General features: G+C 64.7%; 14 protein-coding genes. 7 read left to right on the forward strand and 7 right to left on the reverse strand.

From position 1 onward, the window contains the following. Positions 1-149: 149 nt before the first annotated feature. Complete coding sequence (locus VOM14_RS24435) at positions 150-2012, reverse strand: ATP-binding response regulator (protein WP_327631330.1); 1863 nt, start codon at positions 2010-2012, stop codon at positions 150-152. 371 nt (positions 2013-2383) lie between these two features. Here VOM14_RS24435 and VOM14_RS24440 point away from each other — a divergent pair, with 371 nt between their 5' ends. Further along, positions 2384-3175, forward strand: a complete 792-nt coding sequence (locus tag VOM14_RS24440; protein WP_327631331.1) for a hypothetical protein — start codon at positions 2384-2386, stop codon at positions 3173-3175. 198 nt (positions 3176-3373) lie between these two features. After that, entirely contained in the window at positions 3374-6784 is a 3411-nt protein-coding gene (locus VOM14_RS24445; protein ID WP_327631332.1) for an alpha/beta fold hydrolase, read from the forward strand. A 25-nt stretch (positions 6785-6809) separates the two neighbouring features. On the opposite strand, the gene VOM14_RS24450 is transcribed toward VOM14_RS24445, so the two are convergent. Continuing rightward, positions 6810-8234, reverse strand: coding sequence for an FAD-binding oxidoreductase (locus VOM14_RS24450; RefSeq protein ID WP_327631333.1), 1425 nt, complete (start codon positions 8232-8234; stop codon positions 6810-6812). A 19-nt stretch (positions 8235-8253) separates the two neighbouring features. Beyond that, positions 8254-9228 carry an isopenicillin N synthase family dioxygenase gene (locus VOM14_RS24455; RefSeq protein ID WP_327631334.1) on the reverse strand — a complete coding sequence of 325 codons (975 nt, stop codon included), beginning with the start codon at positions 9226-9228 and terminating at the stop codon, positions 8254-8256. A gap of 261 nt (positions 9229-9489) precedes the next feature. Here VOM14_RS24455 and VOM14_RS24460 point away from each other — a divergent pair, with 261 nt between their 5' ends. From VOM14_RS24460 to hutC (VOM14_RS24480), 5 genes are read left to right on the forward strand one after another with little or no spacing between them, the layout of a single operon-like run. After that, positions 9490-10317, forward strand: a complete 828-nt coding sequence (locus VOM14_RS24460; protein WP_327631335.1) for a transporter substrate-binding domain-containing protein — start codon at positions 9490-9492, stop codon at positions 10315-10317. 57 nt (positions 10318-10374) lie between these two features. Next, on the forward strand, positions 10375-11025 hold the full coding sequence (locus tag VOM14_RS24465) for an amino acid ABC transporter permease (protein WP_327631336.1): 651 nt from the start codon (positions 10375-10377) through the stop codon (positions 11023-11025). Between the two features lie 18 nt (positions 11026-11043). Beyond that, a complete protein-coding gene (locus VOM14_RS24470) occupies positions 11044-11706 on the forward strand; it encodes an amino acid ABC transporter permease (protein ID WP_327631337.1) in 663 nt (220 codons plus the stop codon). Positions 11707-11723: 17 nt separating this feature from the next. Next, positions 11724-12590, forward strand: coding sequence for an amino acid ABC transporter ATP-binding protein (locus VOM14_RS24475; protein WP_327631338.1), 867 nt, complete (start codon positions 11724-11726; stop codon positions 12588-12590). Positions 12591-12642: 52 nt separating this feature from the next. Beyond that, positions 12643-13431, forward strand: coding sequence for a histidine utilization repressor (gene hutC / locus VOM14_RS24480; RefSeq protein ID WP_327631339.1), 789 nt, complete (start codon positions 12643-12645; stop codon positions 13429-13431). Here the strand turns inward: hutC (VOM14_RS24480) and hutC (VOM14_RS24485) are convergent, their stop codons facing one another. The 4 genes from hutC (VOM14_RS24485) to VOM14_RS24500 all read right to left on the reverse strand — a co-directional run bounded on the left by hutC (VOM14_RS24485) (position 13432) and on the right by VOM14_RS24500 (position 17600). Next, positions 13432-14115: a histidine utilization repressor gene (gene hutC, locus VOM14_RS24485; RefSeq protein ID WP_327631377.1), complete on the reverse strand. Its 684-nt coding sequence runs from the start codon at positions 14113-14115 to the stop codon at positions 13432-13434. A 146-nt stretch (positions 14116-14261) separates the two neighbouring features. After that, entirely contained in the window at positions 14262-15956 is a 1695-nt protein-coding gene (locus VOM14_RS24490; RefSeq protein WP_327631340.1) for an HAL/PAL/TAL family ammonia-lyase, read from the reverse strand. Between the two features lie 61 nt (positions 15957-16017). Beyond that, complete coding sequence (locus VOM14_RS24495) at positions 16018-16809, reverse strand: ABC transporter ATP-binding protein (protein WP_327631341.1); 792 nt, start codon at positions 16807-16809, stop codon at positions 16018-16020. A gap of 35 nt (positions 16810-16844) precedes the next feature. Continuing rightward, positions 16845-17600: an ABC transporter permease gene (locus VOM14_RS24500; protein WP_327631342.1), complete on the reverse strand. Its 756-nt coding sequence runs from the start codon at positions 17598-17600 to the stop codon at positions 16845-16847. Positions 17601-17603: the final 3 nt, after the last annotated feature.

Here is a 17603-nt window from a genome sequence, read left to right on the forward strand (position 1 = left end):
GCACGGTTCGTGCTTTGCGGCGAGACGCCGCCACCGTCGCCGCCGCCGCCGCGAAAAACCTCAGGTCCGCCGCCCCTTCCTGCCGCAAAGCACTTTGCCGACGACGCCGCGAGCCAATTCGCGCCCCAGCCTTCGCTTCGCGCGCCGCCCTACCCGGCCTCGTTGCCCGCGCTGCTTCCCTCGCTGCTTCCCCCACTGCTCGCGCCCGCGTCGGCGGGCAACTCAACTGCCGCGGCCGCCCGCCCCTTGTCCAGTTCCGCCTGTTGCCACAGCATTTCCAGCGTGCGCCGCAGACGCGCCGCCGTGACCGGCTTGTGCAACACCGGAATGCCCTGCAACGCGAGCGCCGCGAGTTCCGCCGACGCCATATCGCCTGTGATCAGCAGCGTCACCGCGCCTGCGTGGCCGCCGCGCGCGAGCATGTTTCGCACCGCCGTGAGCGCCTGCGCGCCGGTCCGATGATTGGCCAACTGGTAGTCGCACAGCACGGCGTCGGGCACGAAGCCTTCCGCGAGCGCGGCGAGCGCCGCCGCTTCGTCGCGCGCGCCGCGCACGATGCAGCCCCAGCGGCCGAGCAGGCTGGCGAGGCCTTCCAGGATCGACGGCTCGTCGTCGATGCACAGCACGCGGCGTCCTTGCGCGGCCGGTCCGCCCGCCACCGTTTCGTTCAGGCTCGCGACGACGCCGCTCGCGTCGCCCGCCTGCACCGCAAAGCGAAACACCGAACCGCGCCCCGGCGCCGAGCGCAATTGCAACTCGCCGCCAAGCATCTCGACGAGGCGCTTCACCGTCGGCAAGCCGAGACCGTGACCCTGGCGCGCGTCGCGTTGCGGATTCGCGACCTGATAGAACTCCTCGAAAATGCGCGCGTGTTCGTCGGCGGCAATGCCGATACCGGAATCGCGCACCTCGATATAGCCGCCTGCCGGCCGCCTCGCGCGCCTGAAACCGAGCCAGATCGCGCCTTCCTCCGTATAGCGCACCGCGTTCGAGAGCAGGTTGCTCAGCACGCGTTCGAGCAGCACGGGATCGTCGTGGATCACGATCGTCGTCGGTGCAATGCGCAGCGCGAGCCCCTTCGCGGCCGCCTGCGGACGATACTGGCTGCCCACGCGCTCGAACAGCTCCGAGAGCCGGAAATGCAGACGGATCACCTGCGTGACGCCGCTTTCGAGCCGCGCGAGATCGAGCACCTGGTTGAATAGCTGGTTCAGCGCCTCGACGTTATAGACGATGTGCTCGGCAGTCTTCGCATGCTGCGCGGACGTGGCCGCCGGATCGTTCAGCGACGCGGCCAGCAATCCGATCGCATGCAGCGGCTGGCGCAAATCGTGGCTCGCGGCCGCGAAAAAGCGCGTTTTCGCGAGGCTGGCTTCTTCGGCGACCTGCTTTTGCAGCGCCAGTGATTCCGCCAGGTACTGCTGATCGACACGCGCCTGCACCACCTGGCGGAACAGCTTGCGATAACTGAGCGCATACACGTTGATCGCGCAGAAAAAGAAGGCGAGCACGATAGCCAGAATCGTGCGGTCGAATGTATGCACGCCGAAATGCAGCACGATCGACGGAAACAGCAGGAACGGAAGAGCCGTGGCGAAGTTCAGCAGGTCGAAACCGTTCGACATGAAAACGCCCGCCGCGAGCGTGACGAGCATCACCGTGTGCAGGAGCGGCAAATCGCTTTGCGGACTCTGGAACGCGAACCAGATCGCGAGGCCCGGCGCGCTATACAGCAGCACGCCGCGCACGGCATGCAAATTGATCCAGCCGCGTGGCGACACGAGTTGCGGATAGCGCCGGTTGCAGATCCAGAGCGCGAGGCCCGCGCAATTGGCCGCCGCATAAAAGCCGAAGCACGCAATGAAAAGCGGCGGCGAAGGTATCGTGGGCCAGTAGATCGCCACCAGCACCGCGATTGAAAACCAGTGCGAGAAGAATGCGATCGGATCTTGCGCGTAGAGAACGCGCACAAGATCTTCGTCGATGGCACGCTGGATCGGGTCGGCCCGCATCGCGCGGTCTCCTTGTCGGGCACGGCAAATTCGGTGATGGGGCGAGAAAGCCCGGTGCTGTCGCGAAACGCGGCCAGGGCTCGCGCGCGACGCATCGCCAGGGCGCGAGGCGGCGCAAAAACCGCACGGTTGTACAGCCATGCAGCGGCGCGATACGACCGCTTTCTCATCAGACGAATGAGGGGTGCGCTGGCGGATGGTTTACCCGGCAGTTTACCCATCAGCTACTACTTAATCCATATAGGCGAAGCCGACGCCCGCAACCATACTGCCTCCACAAACACAGCGCGGCCGCAATGTTTTCCTCTTCCACTCCACGCCTGTAGCCGAGGCTCCCCGCGCTGATTGCCTTACCCGACATGGAGGCTTTCATGGGCGCAGTTCCGAGCCACGAGTTCGTCCGCAATCTCGACGATGCAATCCTGCCCGATCTGTGGCGCCGTCGCACGCAGTTGTCCGCCGACGAGATGGTGTCGATGGTCGAGCTGGTCAAGCGGGCATTGCGCACCTATCACCCGATGGAGTTGCAAGCGCTCGCCGAAGACAAGGAAGAACTGGTCGCGCAATTCATTTATTTCAAGGTGCTGCGCCTCGCGCCCGGCCACACCGAAACGCGCGCCTGCGCGGAGAGCGCGCCGTCGAACGGTTACGCACTGTGCGCGTATTTTCGCCGCTATCTGATCGACTGCCTGCGCAGCGCCGGACATCAACGCAACGTGTCGATGGAGGTCGACGGCATGGCGCAGGAAATCGATCTGCATGCCCACGCATTGGAAGACCCGGTGCAAAGCGTGCTGCTGCAATATGGGCTCGACGAACAGCGCGTGCGGCTCGCGGCGCGCGCTTTTATCGAAAGCCTCGACGAGCCCGAGCGCATCGTGCTGGCCGGCAGCCTCGGCTGGTGCTCGGAAGGCAAAGGCGGACTGTCGGCGGTTGCGGCTTCGCATCGGGTGCCCTCGTATCACTATCGCGCCGTCAAACTCGGCGTCACCATGAAAAAGACGGCCACTGCCGGCGATTTTTCCAATACGAAGATCGGCCGCTGGCTCACACATGTTCTGGGCATCGAGATCGACATCGAGAATCGCAGCGCTATTCTGATTACGCTGAACCTGCTGGCAGCCGAATCGAGCGATAGCGAAATGAATGAAGCAGCGGCGTAACTCGCGCGCGAAAAAGCGTTCTGCTTTAAAAGCCCTTGTTTCAGGGCCTCGAATTCCAGTGGCAGGAGTTGGCGCATCGAATCGATGCGCCTTTTTTTGTCTTCGCGCACCGCCTACGATGAAAAAGCCGCGGCCGCGCGCCGTCTTCCTTCCGAAGTCCGGTCCCTTCCTGCACGATTCCTGACGAGGTGGTCCACCATGAACCGCTTATCGAGCGCCGTGACGGCGATGCAAGCGCATTACGAAGTGGTCGTAGTCGGCTCCGGTTATGGCGGCGCGATTGCCGCGAGCCGCATGGCGCGCGCGGGCCGCAGCGTGTGCGTGCTCGAACGCGGACGCGAATTCATGGCTGGCGAATATCCGCGCACGCCGTTTCAGGGCGCAGAACAGATCCAGTACAACACCCCGCTCGCGCAAATCGGCTCGCCGCTCGCGCTGCTCGAAGTGCACGTAAACGACGACGTCAACGCGGTGGTCGGTTGCGGCCTCGGCGGCACGTCGCTCGTCAATGCAAACGTCGCGTTGAAGATCGATCCGCGCCTATGGGACGACGCGCGCTGGCCCGCGGCCTTGCGCGCCGATGTAGCAGGCCGCGACACGGGCTATCAGCGCGCGTGGGACATGCTGGAACCCTCGCCCGTTCCAGGCCGCTTCCGTGAATTGCCCAAACTGCTGTCGCTCGAAAAATCCGCCGAGGCACTCGGCACGGCGGATCGCTTCAGCACGCCGCCGGTAACCGTGACTTTCGTCGACCGCACGAACGCAGCCGGCATCGGACAAAAGGCGTGCAAGGGTTGCGGCGATTGCAATTCGGGTTGCAACTACGACGCGAAGAATTCGACGCACATGAACTATCTGCCCGATGCGGTTGCACACGGCGCGCAGATTTTCACCGGCGCAGCGGTTCATTCGGTCGTGCGCAATGCCGCCACGCAGAACTGGCAAGTCGCCTATCAGCTCGTGCATCTTGGCCGCGAGAGCTATGACGCGCCCGATCTTTTCGTGAGCGCGGATATCGTGATCGTGTCGGCGGGCACGATCGGTTCGAGCGCGTTGCTCTTGCGCTCGCGCGACGCGGGCTTGAGCGTATCGGACGCGCTCGGCAAGCACTTCACCGGCAATGGCGACGTGCTCGCGTTCGCGTACAACACCGACGATGTGGTGAACGGCGTCGGCTGGGGCGCGCATGAGCCAGGCGAGATTCCCCCTGTCGGACCGACCATCGCCGGCCTCATCGACCTGCGCAATACCGTCGACGTGAAAGACGGCTTCGTGATCGAGGAAGGCTCGCTCGCGGGTCCGGTCGGCACCGCGCTCGTCGGCCTGCTCGGCGCGGCCGCGCCGCTCGAAGGCGTGGACGTCGGCGGCCCGCGTTCAGCGGAACAGCAGCTCGCCTACGATGCACGCCAAGCCGAAAGCATTTTGCGCGGCCCGTATCACGGCGCGCTCAATCACACACAAAGCTACCTGGTCATGGCGCACGACGACGAAAGCGGCCAGATCACCGTGAACGACAAGGGCCGCCCGCGCATCGCATGGGAGAACGCCGGCAAGCAGCCGATCTTCGCGACCGTCGAAGAGACGCTGAAGAACGCGACCGTGCCGCTCGGCGGCAAATATCTGCGCGATCCGATCTCCAACGCAGTGCTCGGCAACCGGATCGTCACGGTGCATCCGCTCGGTGGCTGTGGGATGGGCGAGGACGCGGACCATGGCGTGGTCGATCATATGGGCCGCGTGTTCAGCGGCACGACCGGCGCGGACGTGCACGAGGGCCTCTACGTGATGGACGGCGCGGTCATGCCGATGTCGCTCGGCGTCAATCCGCTGTGGACGATCTCGGCGCTGGCCGAACGCAATTGCGCGTTGCTCGCGGCATCGCGCGGCTGGACGATCGACTACGCTTCGAAGGGCGCCGCCGCCACGCCGCCGCCGGAAAAGATCGGGCTGCGCTTCACCGAAACGATGGTCGGCCACTACACGCCCACCGGCGCGAACGAGGACGCCGCGACTCCGATGGCCTTCACGCTCACTGTTGAATCCGATGACCTTGAATACATGCTTAGTGATCCAAATCATCTGGCAAAGACTGCCGGCACGCTGACCTGCCCCGCCCTCTCCGCACAACCGATGACCATCGCGGACGGCACCTTCAATCTGTTCGTTGCCGACCCCGCGGATGTGGACGAGCGCAACATGAACTATCGCATGACGCTCAATTCCGCCGAAGGCAAGACCTTCTATCTGATCGGGCAAAAGATCATCACGCGCACGTCGCCGCTTGAATTGTGGGAGCAAACCAATACACTCTACGCGCAGCTTCGCGGTGCGCCGCAAACGAACGCGCCGCTTATCGGCAGCGCGAAGCTCGTCATCACGCCGGAAAATTTTTTGAAGCAGCAGCGCACGCTCGAAGTCACGAACGCGCCCGATCTACCGACGCGGCTCGAATGGACGCTTAAGTTCGGCAAGTTTTTCGCGGGCGTGCTGTTCAACGAATATGGCGGCGTGGCCGCGCCCTTGCAATATTACGATCCCAAAGCGGCGCCGCGTTTGAAGCGCGCGCTGCGCGCGCCGGCGCCGCAAGTGTTTTTCTTCGACACAGCCGACGGCACGCGCTTGCGGCTCACGCGCTACGTCGATCCCGCGCGCAAGCACGCGCGGCCCGTGTTGCTGATTCACGGCTCGGGCGTGTCGAGCCGCATCTTTTCGACCGATCTGATCGGCACGAATCTCGTCGAATATCTGTGTGTCGCGGCCTACGATGTGTGGCTCGTCGATCTGCGCGTCAGCATCGAAATGCCGAGCGTGATGAAGCCGACCGATGTCGATAAGGTCGCGCTCGAAGATATTCCCGCAGCCGTGGCGAAAATCCGCGAGGTCACGGGCGCGCCGGATATTCAGGCGCTCGGTCACTGCATGGGCGGCCTCGCGTTGAGCATGTCGCTGCTGGCGGGGCTCGAAGGCGTGCGCTCAGCGGTGATTTCGCAGGTCGCCGCGCATCCGGTGCCCGGCACGCTCGGCAAGATCAAGGCCGGCCTGCATCTTCCCGGCATCATGCAGTATCTCGGCGTGACCGATCTGAACGCGTATACGCAGCATGAAAAATGGCCCCACAATCTTTTCGACGAAGCGCTGCGGCTCTTTCCCGTCGATCACGCCGAGGGCTGCGGCAACCCGATCTGCCATCGCGCGACGTTCATGTACGGCCTGCTTTACGAGCACGCGCAGCTGAGCGCGACGCTGCATTCGAACTTGCAGGAATTGTTCGGCGTGCACGATGTCGGCGTGTTCAGGCACCTCGCCGCGATGGTGCGCGCGCGCAAAGTTGTCAATGCCAAAGGCGACGACATCTATCTGCAAGGCTCAAACGGCATGAAAGGTCTCGCGGGCATGCGCATGCCGATCGGCTTCATTCACGGCGAGCGCAACGAAACCTATGTGCCGGAAAGCACCGCGCTCACCTACGGCATGCTCACGAACGCGTTTCCCGAGCAGCCCTATGAGCGGCATTTGATTCCGGGCTATGGGCACATCGATTGCATTTTCGGCAAGAACGCGGCGGTCGATGTGTATCCGATCATCGCGCGCTATCTGGACGCGCATTGAAACGGGCGCACCAGCGCCGCGCTGTTCAGAACAGTTTGCCCGGATTCAGAATGCCGTGCGGGTCGAGCGCATGCTTGACCGCGGCCATTGCCGCGAGTTCGGCGGGCGAGCGCGAGATCGGCAGGAACTCGCGCTTGAGCAAACCGATTCCGTGTTCCGCCGACACGGAGCCGTGCAGCGGCCCGAGCATGTCATAAACGAACGCGTACACCGCGTGATGATCGACGCCGGGAATCGAATGGCCGTCTACCGTGACGTGCAGATTCGAATCGCCGATATGCCCGAAGAAATACGATTCGTTGCCGGGCCAGCGCTCATCGAGCGCCGCGCGGCAACGCTCGACAAAGTGGCCAATTCCGCTGATCGGCAGACTCACGTCGAAGTTGATCGCATCGAGCCGCACCGGAAATTCAGCGGTGCATTCGCGAATCGCCCACAACGCGCGCGCGTCGGCGACCGACTGCGCGATCACCGCATCGCGGATCGCGCCCGCTTCGAGCGCGCCGGTCAGCGCAGCGGCAAAGCGCTCGCCGTCGTCGTCCGAATCGAAACTCGCGTGTTCGATCAGCGCATAAAGCGGATGCGCTGCGTCGAACGGCGAGCGCGTGCCCGTGAGCTTCACACCGAAGTCGTAGAAGTCCGGCCACATGATTTCGAACGCGCCGATGTCGTTGCCAAAGCGCGTGGACAAAAGCCGCAGCAGCTTCACGGCAGCGTCGTAGCCGTCGAGCGCGACGAGCGCCGTGTGACGCGCGGCGCGCTGCGGATGAAGCCGCAACACCGCGCGCGTGATGATGCCGAGCGTGCCCTCCGAGCCGATAAACCAGTGCTTGAGATCGTAGCCCGTATTGTTCTTGACCATCTTGCCGAGCGCGCTCAGCACGTCGCCGTTGGCGAGCACCACTTCGAGACCGAGCACCTGGTCGCGCGCGGTGCCCGACTGGATCACGCGATTGCCGCCCGCATTGGTCGCGAGATTGCCGCCTATCTGGCACGAGCCGCGCGCGCCGAGATCGAGCGCGAGTTCGAAGCCCGCGTCCGCCGCGGCTTCCTGCGCGCTCTGCAAGGTCGTGCCGGCCAGCACGGTCAGCGTGGCCGAAGCCGCATCGATTTCCTCGACGCCGCTCAAGCGTTCGAGCGACAACGCGATGTCCGTGGCGCGCGCAATCGCGCCGCCCGCGAGCCCCGTCATGCCGCCTTGCGGCACCACCGGTTGATGAGCCGCGTGGCAAATGGCGAGCGCGCGCGACACCTCCTGGGTGTTGCGCGGCAACAGCAATGCCGCGGGCCGTGTGGGGGCGTGGCGCGTCCAGTCGGTCATCGCCCGTTCGCCGATCTGCTCGCCCACGCGCACCGCGTCGTCGCCGAGCGCAGCGCGCAGCGAATCGAGTGTGGCGGCCAGCGGCGCCTGCATGCCCGTATCACGGCCCGCGTCGTTGCTATTGGTCATGCCGTGTTCCTTGTCGTGCTCATGTCGCTTTAGCGGCCTGCTTCTTCCGATAACCCATCGAATCGTTGATGCGGCCGAGAATATAATCGCCCGCCGCCACCGGCTGATACTTCAATTCGTTCGTGCTTGTGCCGAGATCGCGCGGATCGACCATCGCACCATACGTGGGATCGTAAAACGTCGCGATCGAATAACGCTCGCGCCCCGATGCATTGATCACGCGATGCAGCGTCGAACGAAAACGGTCATTGGTCCAGCGCGCGAGCAGATCGCCGACGTTCACCACGAAGCTGCCCTCGACCGGCGGCGCATCGATCCAGGTGTCGTTCGCGATCTCGCGCACCTGCAGGCCGCCCACCTGGTCCTGCCACAGCAGCGTGATGCAGCCGTAATCGGTATGCGGCGCGACGCCGAATTGATCCTCGTCCGACTGAGGCAGTTGCGGCGGATAGTAGACCATTTGCGTGCGTTGCATCCGCTTCGTATAACGCGGCGCGAAAAAGTTTTCGTCGACGTCGAGACTCGCCGCCACGGCGCGCAGCAGATCGGCACCGCACGCGCCAACCGCTTCATAGTAGCCATACAGCGCGGCACGCAACCCGGGCATGAAGTCCGGCCAGTTGTTCGGCCCGCGCAGCGCCTGACCCGCGAGCACGTCCGGATCGTCTTCCGGCAACTCCAGCCCGATGCTGAAAAACTCCTTGTAATCGGGCCTTTTCGCCTGATACATGGTTGCATCGCCCAGCGCATTGAAGCCGCGATGCCGGTGATTGACCGCCGCGCGCCGCTTCGTTTCCGGCGGGAACGCGAAGAAGGTGCGCGCGGCCTGCGCGGCCGCGTCGATCGTCGCTTGCGGAACACCATGATTGACGATGTAGAAGAAGCCGATGGTCGTGCACGCTTCGCGAATCTCCCGCGCCACGCGCTGCAAAGCCTGTGGATCGCCCGCGCGCACGCCGGCAAAGTCGATCAGCGGAATACGGGTCACAGGCATCGCGTGGCTCCATGAAAGATCGGCGAGGCGGCGGGATCGCCTTGTCATTGCAGTGGTATATACCGCCAAAAGCGCCCTCGCAAGTGAACTCGCGGCGCTGCGCGTCAGGGCTTTTCTCTACTCGCGTCTTTATTTATTTCGCGCGAAAACTGCGGTATATACTGCCTCGCATGACCTGCGCCGCGCTACGGGTGTGTGCGGTTTTTGCGCGCTGCTCGCAGCTCACGTGTATGACCCTCGCTTTGTCCACCGGAGAATCTCATGAGCATCCTTGCAGGCTGGAAGTGTCGTTTGGTCATGCTGGCGTTGTGCGCGGCAAGCGTCAGCGCTTACGCCGAGGATCAGCTCGCCAAAGTGAAGAAAGCGGGCGAACTGGTGGTCGGCACGGAGATGCAGTTCGCGCCTTTCGACTTCCTCGAAAACGGCCAGCAAGCGGGCTTCAACAAAGATCTTTTCGCGGAAGTGGGCAAGGAAATCGGCGTCAAGGTGCGCTTCATCGACTTGCCGTGGCCGAGCGTGCTGCCCGGCCTCGAAGCGGGAAAGTTCGATATGGTGGGCGGCCCGCTCACCGTCACGAAGGCGCGCATGGAGCGCTACACGTACACGCTGCCCGTCGCGGACGCGACCGACGCGCTCCTCAAACGCGCGAACGACGCGGCGCTCAAGCAATCATCGGACATTGCGGGCAAGACGGTGGGCGCGGGCAAGGGCTCGGCGCAGCTCGACCAGTTGAAGGCCTACGTCGCCACGTTGCCGAAGCCGCCTGAAATCCGCGAATACGTCGACAACAATCAGGCCTATGCAGACCTCGCCGCGGGCCGTATTGCCGCGGTGGCGAATTCCATGACCAACATCGCCTATGTGGCCAAGCAGCGCCCCGAAACGTTCGCCGTGGTGCAGCCGCCGTTCGGCGCGAAAGTGTACTTCGCGTATTGCCTGCGCAAAGACGCCGACAGCAAGCCGCTCGCCGACGCGTTCAACGCCGCGCTCGTGAAAATGCACAACGACGGGCGCCTCACGGCGTTGCAAAAGAAGTGGTTCGGCGTCGCCATGGAAGCGCCCACCACGCTGCCCACGCCGAACTATTGAACGCGCATTGCGCGGGGCACACAGCGCAATGAACGCAGATTAGCGAGGGCAACGCTCATGTTCAGCGCGACCGTCTTCCTTCAGGGCATGCCGCTGCTGCTGCATGCGGCGCTCGCCACCGTGGGCGTTTCTTTGACGGGTCTTCTGATCGGCTTCTTCGTGGCCATCGGCGTGTGCTCGGCGCGGCTCTCGGCGAATCGCGCGGCACGCCGGTTCGGCGGCGCCTATGTGTTCTTTTTTCGCGGCGTGCCGATGCTCGTGCAACTGCTGCTGGTGTACTACCTGCTGCCGTTCGCGGGCATCAACGTGTCACCGCTCGTGGCCGCGATCAGTGCGGTGTCGCTGTGCTCCGCGTCGTATATCGCCGAGATTCTGCGCGGCGGTTTTCTCAGCATTCCACCGGGCCATATCGAAGCGGCGCGCATGCTCGGCCTCTCGCCGCTCGACACGCTGCGGCGCATTCTCGTGCCGCAGGCATTCCGCCTGACGCTGCCCTCGCTCGTGAACGAAATGGTGCTGCTGATCAAGGCGTCGTCGCTGATCTCGGTGGTCGGCGTGGCCGAGTTGACGCGCACCGCGCAGAACATCGCGGCCAGCACGTATCGGCCGCTCGAAGCGTATCTCGCGGCCGGGCTCATTTACTTCGCGATCTGCGGTGCGCTCGCGCTCGTCGCCCACGCCGCCGAATACCGTTTGCAGCGCGCCTGAACGCGAGGAGGCGAAACCATGCAGCAGTTCGACCCCAGCGTCATCACGCATAATCTTCAGCCGATCGCCGCCGGTCTCGCCACGACGCTCGGCACGTGGGCGGCGGGCGTGGTCATCGGCATGCTGATCGGTTTTGTGATCGCGGTGCTGCAACTCTTTTGCGGACGATGGATTCGCGGCCTGTTGCGCCTCTATATCGAACTCTTTCGCGGCACGCCGTTTCTCGTGCAACTCTTTTTGCTGTACTACGGCGGTCCGTCCGTCGGTCTCACACTCGAACCCATGACAGCCGGCGTGCTCGGTCTCGGCCTCTACGGCAGCGCCTATTTCGCCGAAGCATTCCGCTCGGGGTTCCAATCGGTGCCGCCCGGTCATCTCGAAGCGGCGTCGTGCCTGGGTCTCACGCGCACGCAAGCGGTACTGCGCATTCAGATGCCGCAAATGCTGGTGCTGATCGTGCCCGCGCTCACGAACCTCATCATCGTGTTGAGCAAGGAGACGGCCGTGCTGTCGATCGTCACGGTGCCCGAACTCACATTCGTGCTGACCGGCATCGGCTCGGCCACCTTCGCTTTCGTCGAAACGCTGCTGGTGCTGTGCGTGTGCTATCTCGCGCTCGTCGAACTCACTTCGCGCGCGGGCATGTGGGCCGAAGCCCGCATCGCACGCTTCATGGCATAAAGGAATCGGATCACTTCATGAACGCCATCGCCGACATGCCCTCTTCCGCCCCGCCCGCCGCCGGCACTCAACACGGCGCGCCGCTGATCGAAGTGCGCGATCTGCGCAAACGCTTCGGCGAAGTCGAGGTGCTGCGCGGCGTCGATCTGGAGATTGCCCGCTCCGAAGTGGTGTGCATCATCGGTCCGTCGGGCTCGGGAAAAAGCACGCTGTTGCGCTGCCTCGCCGCGCTCGAAACCTACGATCACGGCGACGTGCGCATCGAAGGCGAACTGCTCGGCTACAGCGAGCGCAACGGCCGCCGCGTGCGCGCGTCGCAGGCCGAGATCAATCGCGTGCGGCGCAACGTCGGGATGGTGTTTCAGCAGTTCAATCTGTGGCCGCACATGACAGCGCTCGGCAACGTGATGGAAGCGCTGCTGCGAGTGCGGCATCTGCCGCACGACGAAGCGCGCCGCCGCGCGAACGCGATGCTCGACACCGTGGGCCTGTCGCACAAGGGCGATGCGTATCCCGCGAAACTGTCGGGCGGCCAGCAGCAGCGCGTGGCGATTGCGCGAGCGCTCGCGATGGAGCCGCACATCATGCTGTTCGACGAGCCGACTTCGGCGCTCGATCCGGAACTCGTCGGCGAGGTGCTGCAAGTCATGAAGCAACTCGCGCGCGACGGCATGACGATGGCCGTCGTCACACACGAGATGGGCTTCGCCGCGCAGGTCGCGGACAAGGTCATGTTCATCGACCAGGGGCGTATCGCCGTGCACGGCAAGCCGCGCGAGGTCTTTCACGACGCCGGGCAGCCGCGCCTGCGGCAGTTCCTGCAGAATTACTTCGAGCGCAACGCCTTCTGGGCGCGCGGCCCCGACGACGCAGAACCGCTATGAGCGCGCGCCCTGCTTTAGCCGCCTCGCGCGGGCCGTGATGCGGAGGCGGGCCATGTCCTCCATGCTTCGCGGCAAGCGTCACGACAAGCCGCTGGCCGCCACGACGCCGGCAGCGCAGGCGCCGGCCGCGCGCTACGAGCAGGTCAAGCATCATATTCGCGGCATCATCGAATCGGGCGCGCGTCAGGCGGGCGAACGCCTGCCCTCGGAACTCGATCTTGTCGCGACGCTCGGCGTGTCGCGCATGACGGTCAATCGCGCGTTGCGCGAGCTGGCGCACGAAGGGCTCGTCACGCGCGTATCGGGTGTCGGCACCTTCGTCGCGCAAGCCAGGCCGCAATCCACGCTGCTGATGATCGCGCATATCGGCGACGAGATCCGCTCGCGCGGCCACGAATACAGCTACCGTACGCTGCTTTTGCAGCGCGAGACGGCTTCCGTGGTGGTGTCGAACGCGTTGGGGCTCGCGCCCGGCGCGTCCGTTTTTCATGTGATCTGCGTGCATCGGGAAAATGGCTTGCCCGTGCAACTGGAAGACCGCTACGTCAATCCCGCTATTGCGCCGGATTTCCTGCAGCAGGATTTCGCGGCAATCAGGCCGTCGGAGTATCTGTTCGAAAGGGTGCCCGCGCACGACGTCGAGCATATCGTCGATGCGGGACTGCCCACTCAGGCCGAAGCCGAACTGCTCGAAATTCGCGCCGAAGAGCCGTGCCTCACGCTCGTGCGCCGCACATGGACAAGCGGCGTGGCGGTGACGTTCGCGCGCTTCGTGCACCCCGGCTCGCGTTACCGGCTCGGCTGCCGCTTTTCACCGGATATGTCGCAACGGCAGGGCTGATCAGACATTCCCCGCCAGGTGAAAGCGCGACGCCGGGTGCCACAACTGCACGGAAGTCGCGACGTCATCGCCCACCCACGTACGGCGCCAGAGCTGCAAACACGGCTCGCCGATTTCCATCAGCAGATGACGCCGCACGGACGCGTCCGGCTTCTGCGCGTAGATGCGAAACTCGGCGCGCTGGATCGGCGCGAGACGCACCATGTAGTGATTCGGTGTTTCGACCGTGAAGTCCTGCTTCAGATACTCGGGGAACACCTTGGGATTGACGTAGCGGTCCTCGTACTGGATCGGCTCGCCCTCCTCGCTATGCACGATGCACGAGTGAAACGCAGGGCCGCTCGTGAGACCGAGCGCTTCGAGCGCCCTTGGGTCGTCGCTCGGTTCGAGCGTGAGCACGCGCGCCGAATGCCGATGCCCGCGCGCGGCGATTTCGTCGGCGATATTGCGAATTTCCAGCACCGTCGATTCATACCGCTGCGGCGCGACGAAGGTTCCCGAACCCTGCACACGCGTCAGCACACGCTCAGCCGTCAATTCACGCAGCGCGCGCGACACGGTCATGCGCGCGACGCCGAATTCCTTCACCAGTTCCGCTTCGGACGGAATCAGGCCGCCCGGCTTCCAGTCGCCTTCGCTAATGCGCCGGATCACATAGCGCTTGATCTGCTCATAGGCCGGCATGGCCTTCGCCGGTGTGTCCTTGCAGGCCGCGCGGTCATCCGGCCTGGCGTCGGGCGTGCCTGCTTGCCCCTGTTCCTGCTCCTGCTTCTGCGTATTTGTAATTGTGTTCACTCCGACCTCGTGGGTGGGTTGCGGGTAGCGCTCCATCAGGCAATGTGAGCGGAGGCCGGCGCGCTGTCGGCACCGAACGCGCCGGGCGCGCCGAGCGCGCTGTTCGCGGCCGCCGCGAAGTTGCTCGCGCAATCGCCGACAGGGCCGACAGCCGCGAGGCTCGCCAACGACGCGCCCGCGCCGGTTTGCGCGCCGCCGCTCGCCGTGACGCTGCCCGGCGTCATCTTACCAGGGCTCGGCAACGGCGGAGGCGCTTCACCCGCGATCATGCGAAACGCCACGCTCATGTCGTCGGCAAGCGGACGATCGTCGCGATAAGTCGGCACGATCCGCCGAACGCGCCGCCACAGCGACTGCGTATGCGGCGCGCGCGGCGCGTCGGTGGCTTGCAGATCGTAGGCCTGCGCCGCGGCGAGCAATTCGATGGCGACAATGCGCCCCGCGTTATCGACAATCTCCAGCGCCTTCAGCGCAGCGGGGGTCGCGTGGCACAGGTGGTCTTCCTGCAAGCCCGACGTGATGCCGCCGTCGAGACTCGCGGGCAACGCGAGACGGCGGTTCTGCGCGACGAGCGAAGCCGCCGTGTACTGCGCGATCATGAAGCCCGAGCACGTGCCGCCCGGCTCCGCGAGAAACGCGGGCAAGCCGCTCACGAGCGGATTGACGAGACGGTCGAGCCGCCGCTCGGCCATCGCGGCGACCTGGGCCATCGCGGTGGCGAGACTGTCCATGGCAAGCGCGATCGACGCGCCCACCGCGTGCGCCTGCGAATACACGCGCGGCGCTTCCGGCGTGCCGGCGACGATCGGGTTGTCGGTGATCGAAGCGAGTTCGCGATTCACCACCTCGGCGGTCGCGGCGAGCACGTCGCGCGCGGCGCCGTGCACGTGCGGAATGGTGCGCATGGACAGCGGATCTTGCGTGCGCTGGCCGACCACCGCCGCGAGAATGCCGCTGTCCGCGAGCGCGCTGCGCATGCGTTCGCCGACCAGGTTCAATCCCGGCGAAATGCGCAACGCGAGCGAGTCTTCGTCGAATGCGGCAAGCTGGCCGCGCAGATTCTCGAAGCTCATCGCCGCGACGACGTCGGTCCAATCGAGCAGACGCACCGCGCGCGCCAGCGCCAGCGCCGCAAGTCCCGTCACACAAGGCGTCCCGTTGATGAGACTCAGCCCTTCCTTCGCTTCGAGCACGAGCGGCTCGCGGCCGAGCCTGCGCAACGCGTCGCCGCCCTTCAGGCGCTCGCCGCGATAGCGCACATGTCCCTCGCCGATGCACACCAGCGCGATGTGCGCCATATGGCTCAGATAACCGACCGATCCGAACGCCGGCACTTCGGGCAGGCAATCGGCGTTGAGCAGGGCCACCAGTTGATCGGCGACTTCGAGACGAATACCCGAGTGCCCATGCGCGAAATTGTTGACCGCCGCGGCCATGATCGCGCGCGTCTCGGCGACACCGAGCGGCGCGCCGACGCCCACCGCGTGACTCATCAGAATGTTGCGCGACAGCGTGCGCTGTTCTGTCGGCGACACCACGACATCGCACAGCGCGCCCACGCCGGTATTCACGCCATACGCGCGAATGCCGCGCTCGACGATCTGCTCGACGAGCACACGCGCCGCCGCAATGCGCGCGCGGGCGTCGGCGGAAAGTTCGAGCGGCTCGCCGGCGGCGACCGCCGCCACCTGAACCCAGTCGAGAGGACGATCGGAACGGATCACGGCCATGATGGTGCTCTGCGCGATAAGTAACGTGAAATGAGGCGGCGGCGCGTTGGCGCGGCGCCGTTCAGTGCGTCGTGCGGTCCTGGTGACTCGACACGAATTGCCGGAAGCGCTCGGACTTGCAGTCGACGAACACTTCGTCTGGCGTGCCGTCGGCTTCGACCTGTCCTTGATGCAGGAACATCACGCGGTTCGACACGTGGCGCGCGAAGCCCATTTCGTGCGTGACCACCAGCATCGTGCGGCCTTCCTCGGCGAGCGAGCGCATCACGCGCAACACTTCGCCGACGAGTTCGGGGTCGAGCGCCGACGTGGGTTCGTCGAACAGCATGACCTTCGGATGCATGGCCAACGCGCGCGCAATCGCCACGCGCTGTTGCTGACCGCCTGACAGATGCGCCGGATAGTGGCCGCGTTTTTCCGCGAGACCGACTTTCGCGAGCAGCGCCTCGGCTTCTTCAACCGACTCGGCGCGGCTGCGCTTCTGCACGCGCATCGGCCCTTCGATCAGGTTTTCGAGCACGGTCATGTGCGACCAGAGATTGAAGTTCTGGAACACCATGCCGAGTTGCGAGCGCACGCGATCCACCTGACGGCGGTCGCCCGGTTGCAGCTTGCCGTCGCTGCGGCGTTTCATTTTCAGCTCCTCGCCGGCGAGCGCGACGGAGCCGTCGTCCGGTGTTTCGAGCAGGTTCAGGCAGCGCAGAAAGGTGCTCTTGCCCGAGCCGCTCGCGCCGAGAATCGAGATCACGTCGCCTTGATGGGCGTCGAGCGAAATGCCTTTGAGCACGTGATGATCGCCGAACGATTTGTGAATGTTCTTGACCGACAGTGCAACGGGTGCCGTAGCGTTCATGGAATTCTCCAGGTTCATCCGGAATGGCCGGCCGTTCAGGGCGCGGCGCGGCGTGCTTCGGTCGTGGCCGACACCGGGCGGCTCGGCGCGGACTGCCGGGGCGCCGCCCGCAGATGCCGCGACAGACGCGCTTCGAGCAGACCGAGCGCGCGCACGATAATGAAGTTCAGGAACAGATAGATCAGCGCGGCGCAAACGAACACTTCCGTCGTGCGGTACGTTTGCTGAATGATCTGCTGCGCGACGCCGGTCACTTCCCACACGGTGACGAGACTGGCGAGCGCGGTGGATTTGACGAGCAGCACGGCTTCGGTCGAATACGCCGGCAGACACTGGCGCAACGCAATCGGGCCGATCACGCGGCGCAGCAGCGCGAAGCCCGAGAGGCCGATCGAATAGCCCGCTTCGATCTGGCCGACGGGCACGGCCATCAAGCCGCCGCGAATGATTTCGGCGGTATAGCCGGCCGTGCAGAGCGCGAGCGATAACACCGCGCACATATACGGCTCGCGCAGCACAGGCCACAGAAAACTCTCGCGTATCACGCCGAACTGGCCCATGCCGTAGTACACGAGGAACATCTGGATCAGCAATGGCGAGCCGCGAAACACGAGGATGTAGGCGCGTGCGAAGCGGTTCGGCAGCCAATGCGGCGACACGCGCATCGTGACGATCACGAGCGACAACAGACCGCCGAGAATCAGCGAACAGAAGAAAAGCCCGAGCGTGATCGGCACGGCAGCGAGCAGTTGCCTCATCGTGTCGAGCAGAAAGTCGAAGTCGAAATTCATGAT

It is taken from the genome of Paraburkholderia sp. MPAMCS5 (genome assembly GCF_036016995.1).
Lineage (GTDB): Bacteria > Pseudomonadota > Gammaproteobacteria > Burkholderiales > Burkholderiaceae > Paraburkholderia.

Bases quoted from the DNA above. Each gene is read 5' to 3' on its own strand.
- VOM14_RS24455 (WP_327631334.1), bottom strand. From the start codon at position 9,228: ATGCCTGTGACCCGTATTCCGCTGATCGACTTTGCCGGCGTGCGCGCG.
- VOM14_RS24475 (WP_327631338.1), top strand. From the start codon at position 11,724: ATGAACGCCATCGCCGACATGCCCTCTTCCGCCCCGCCCGCCGCCGGC.
- VOM14_RS24470 (WP_327631337.1), top strand. From the start codon at position 11,044: ATGCAGCAGTTCGACCCCAGCGTCATCACGCATAATCTTCAGCCGATC.
- VOM14_RS24495 (WP_327631341.1), bottom strand. From the start codon at position 16,809: ATGAACGCTACGGCACCCGTTGCACTGTCGGTCAAGAACATTCACAAA.
- VOM14_RS24500 (WP_327631342.1), bottom strand. From the start codon at position 17,600: ATGAATTTCGACTTCGACTTTCTGCTCGACACGATGAGGCAACTGCTC.
- hutC (WP_327631339.1), top strand. From the start codon at position 12,643: ATGTCCTCCATGCTTCGCGGCAAGCGTCACGACAAGCCGCTGGCCGCC.
- VOM14_RS24490 (WP_327631340.1), bottom strand. From the start codon at position 15,956: ATGGCCGTGATCCGTTCCGATCGTCCTCTCGACTGGGTTCAGGTGGCG.
- hutC (WP_327631377.1), bottom strand. From the start codon at position 14,115: ATGCCGGCCTATGAGCAGATCAAGCGCTATGTGATCCGGCGCATTAGC.
- VOM14_RS24440 (WP_327631331.1), top strand. From the start codon at position 2,384: ATGGGCGCAGTTCCGAGCCACGAGTTCGTCCGCAATCTCGACGATGCA.
- VOM14_RS24465 (WP_327631336.1), top strand. From the start codon at position 10,375: ATGTTCAGCGCGACCGTCTTCCTTCAGGGCATGCCGCTGCTGCTGCAT.
- VOM14_RS24435 (WP_327631330.1), bottom strand. From the start codon at position 2,012: ATGCGGGCCGACCCGATCCAGCGTGCCATCGACGAAGATCTTGTGCGC.
- VOM14_RS24460 (WP_327631335.1), top strand. From the start codon at position 9,490: ATGAGCATCCTTGCAGGCTGGAAGTGTCGTTTGGTCATGCTGGCGTTG.
- VOM14_RS24450 (WP_327631333.1), bottom strand. From the start codon at position 8,234: ATGACCAATAGCAACGACGCGGGCCGTGATACGGGCATGCAGGCGCCG.
- VOM14_RS24445 (WP_327631332.1), top strand. From the start codon at position 3,374: ATGAACCGCTTATCGAGCGCCGTGACGGCGATGCAAGCGCATTACGAA.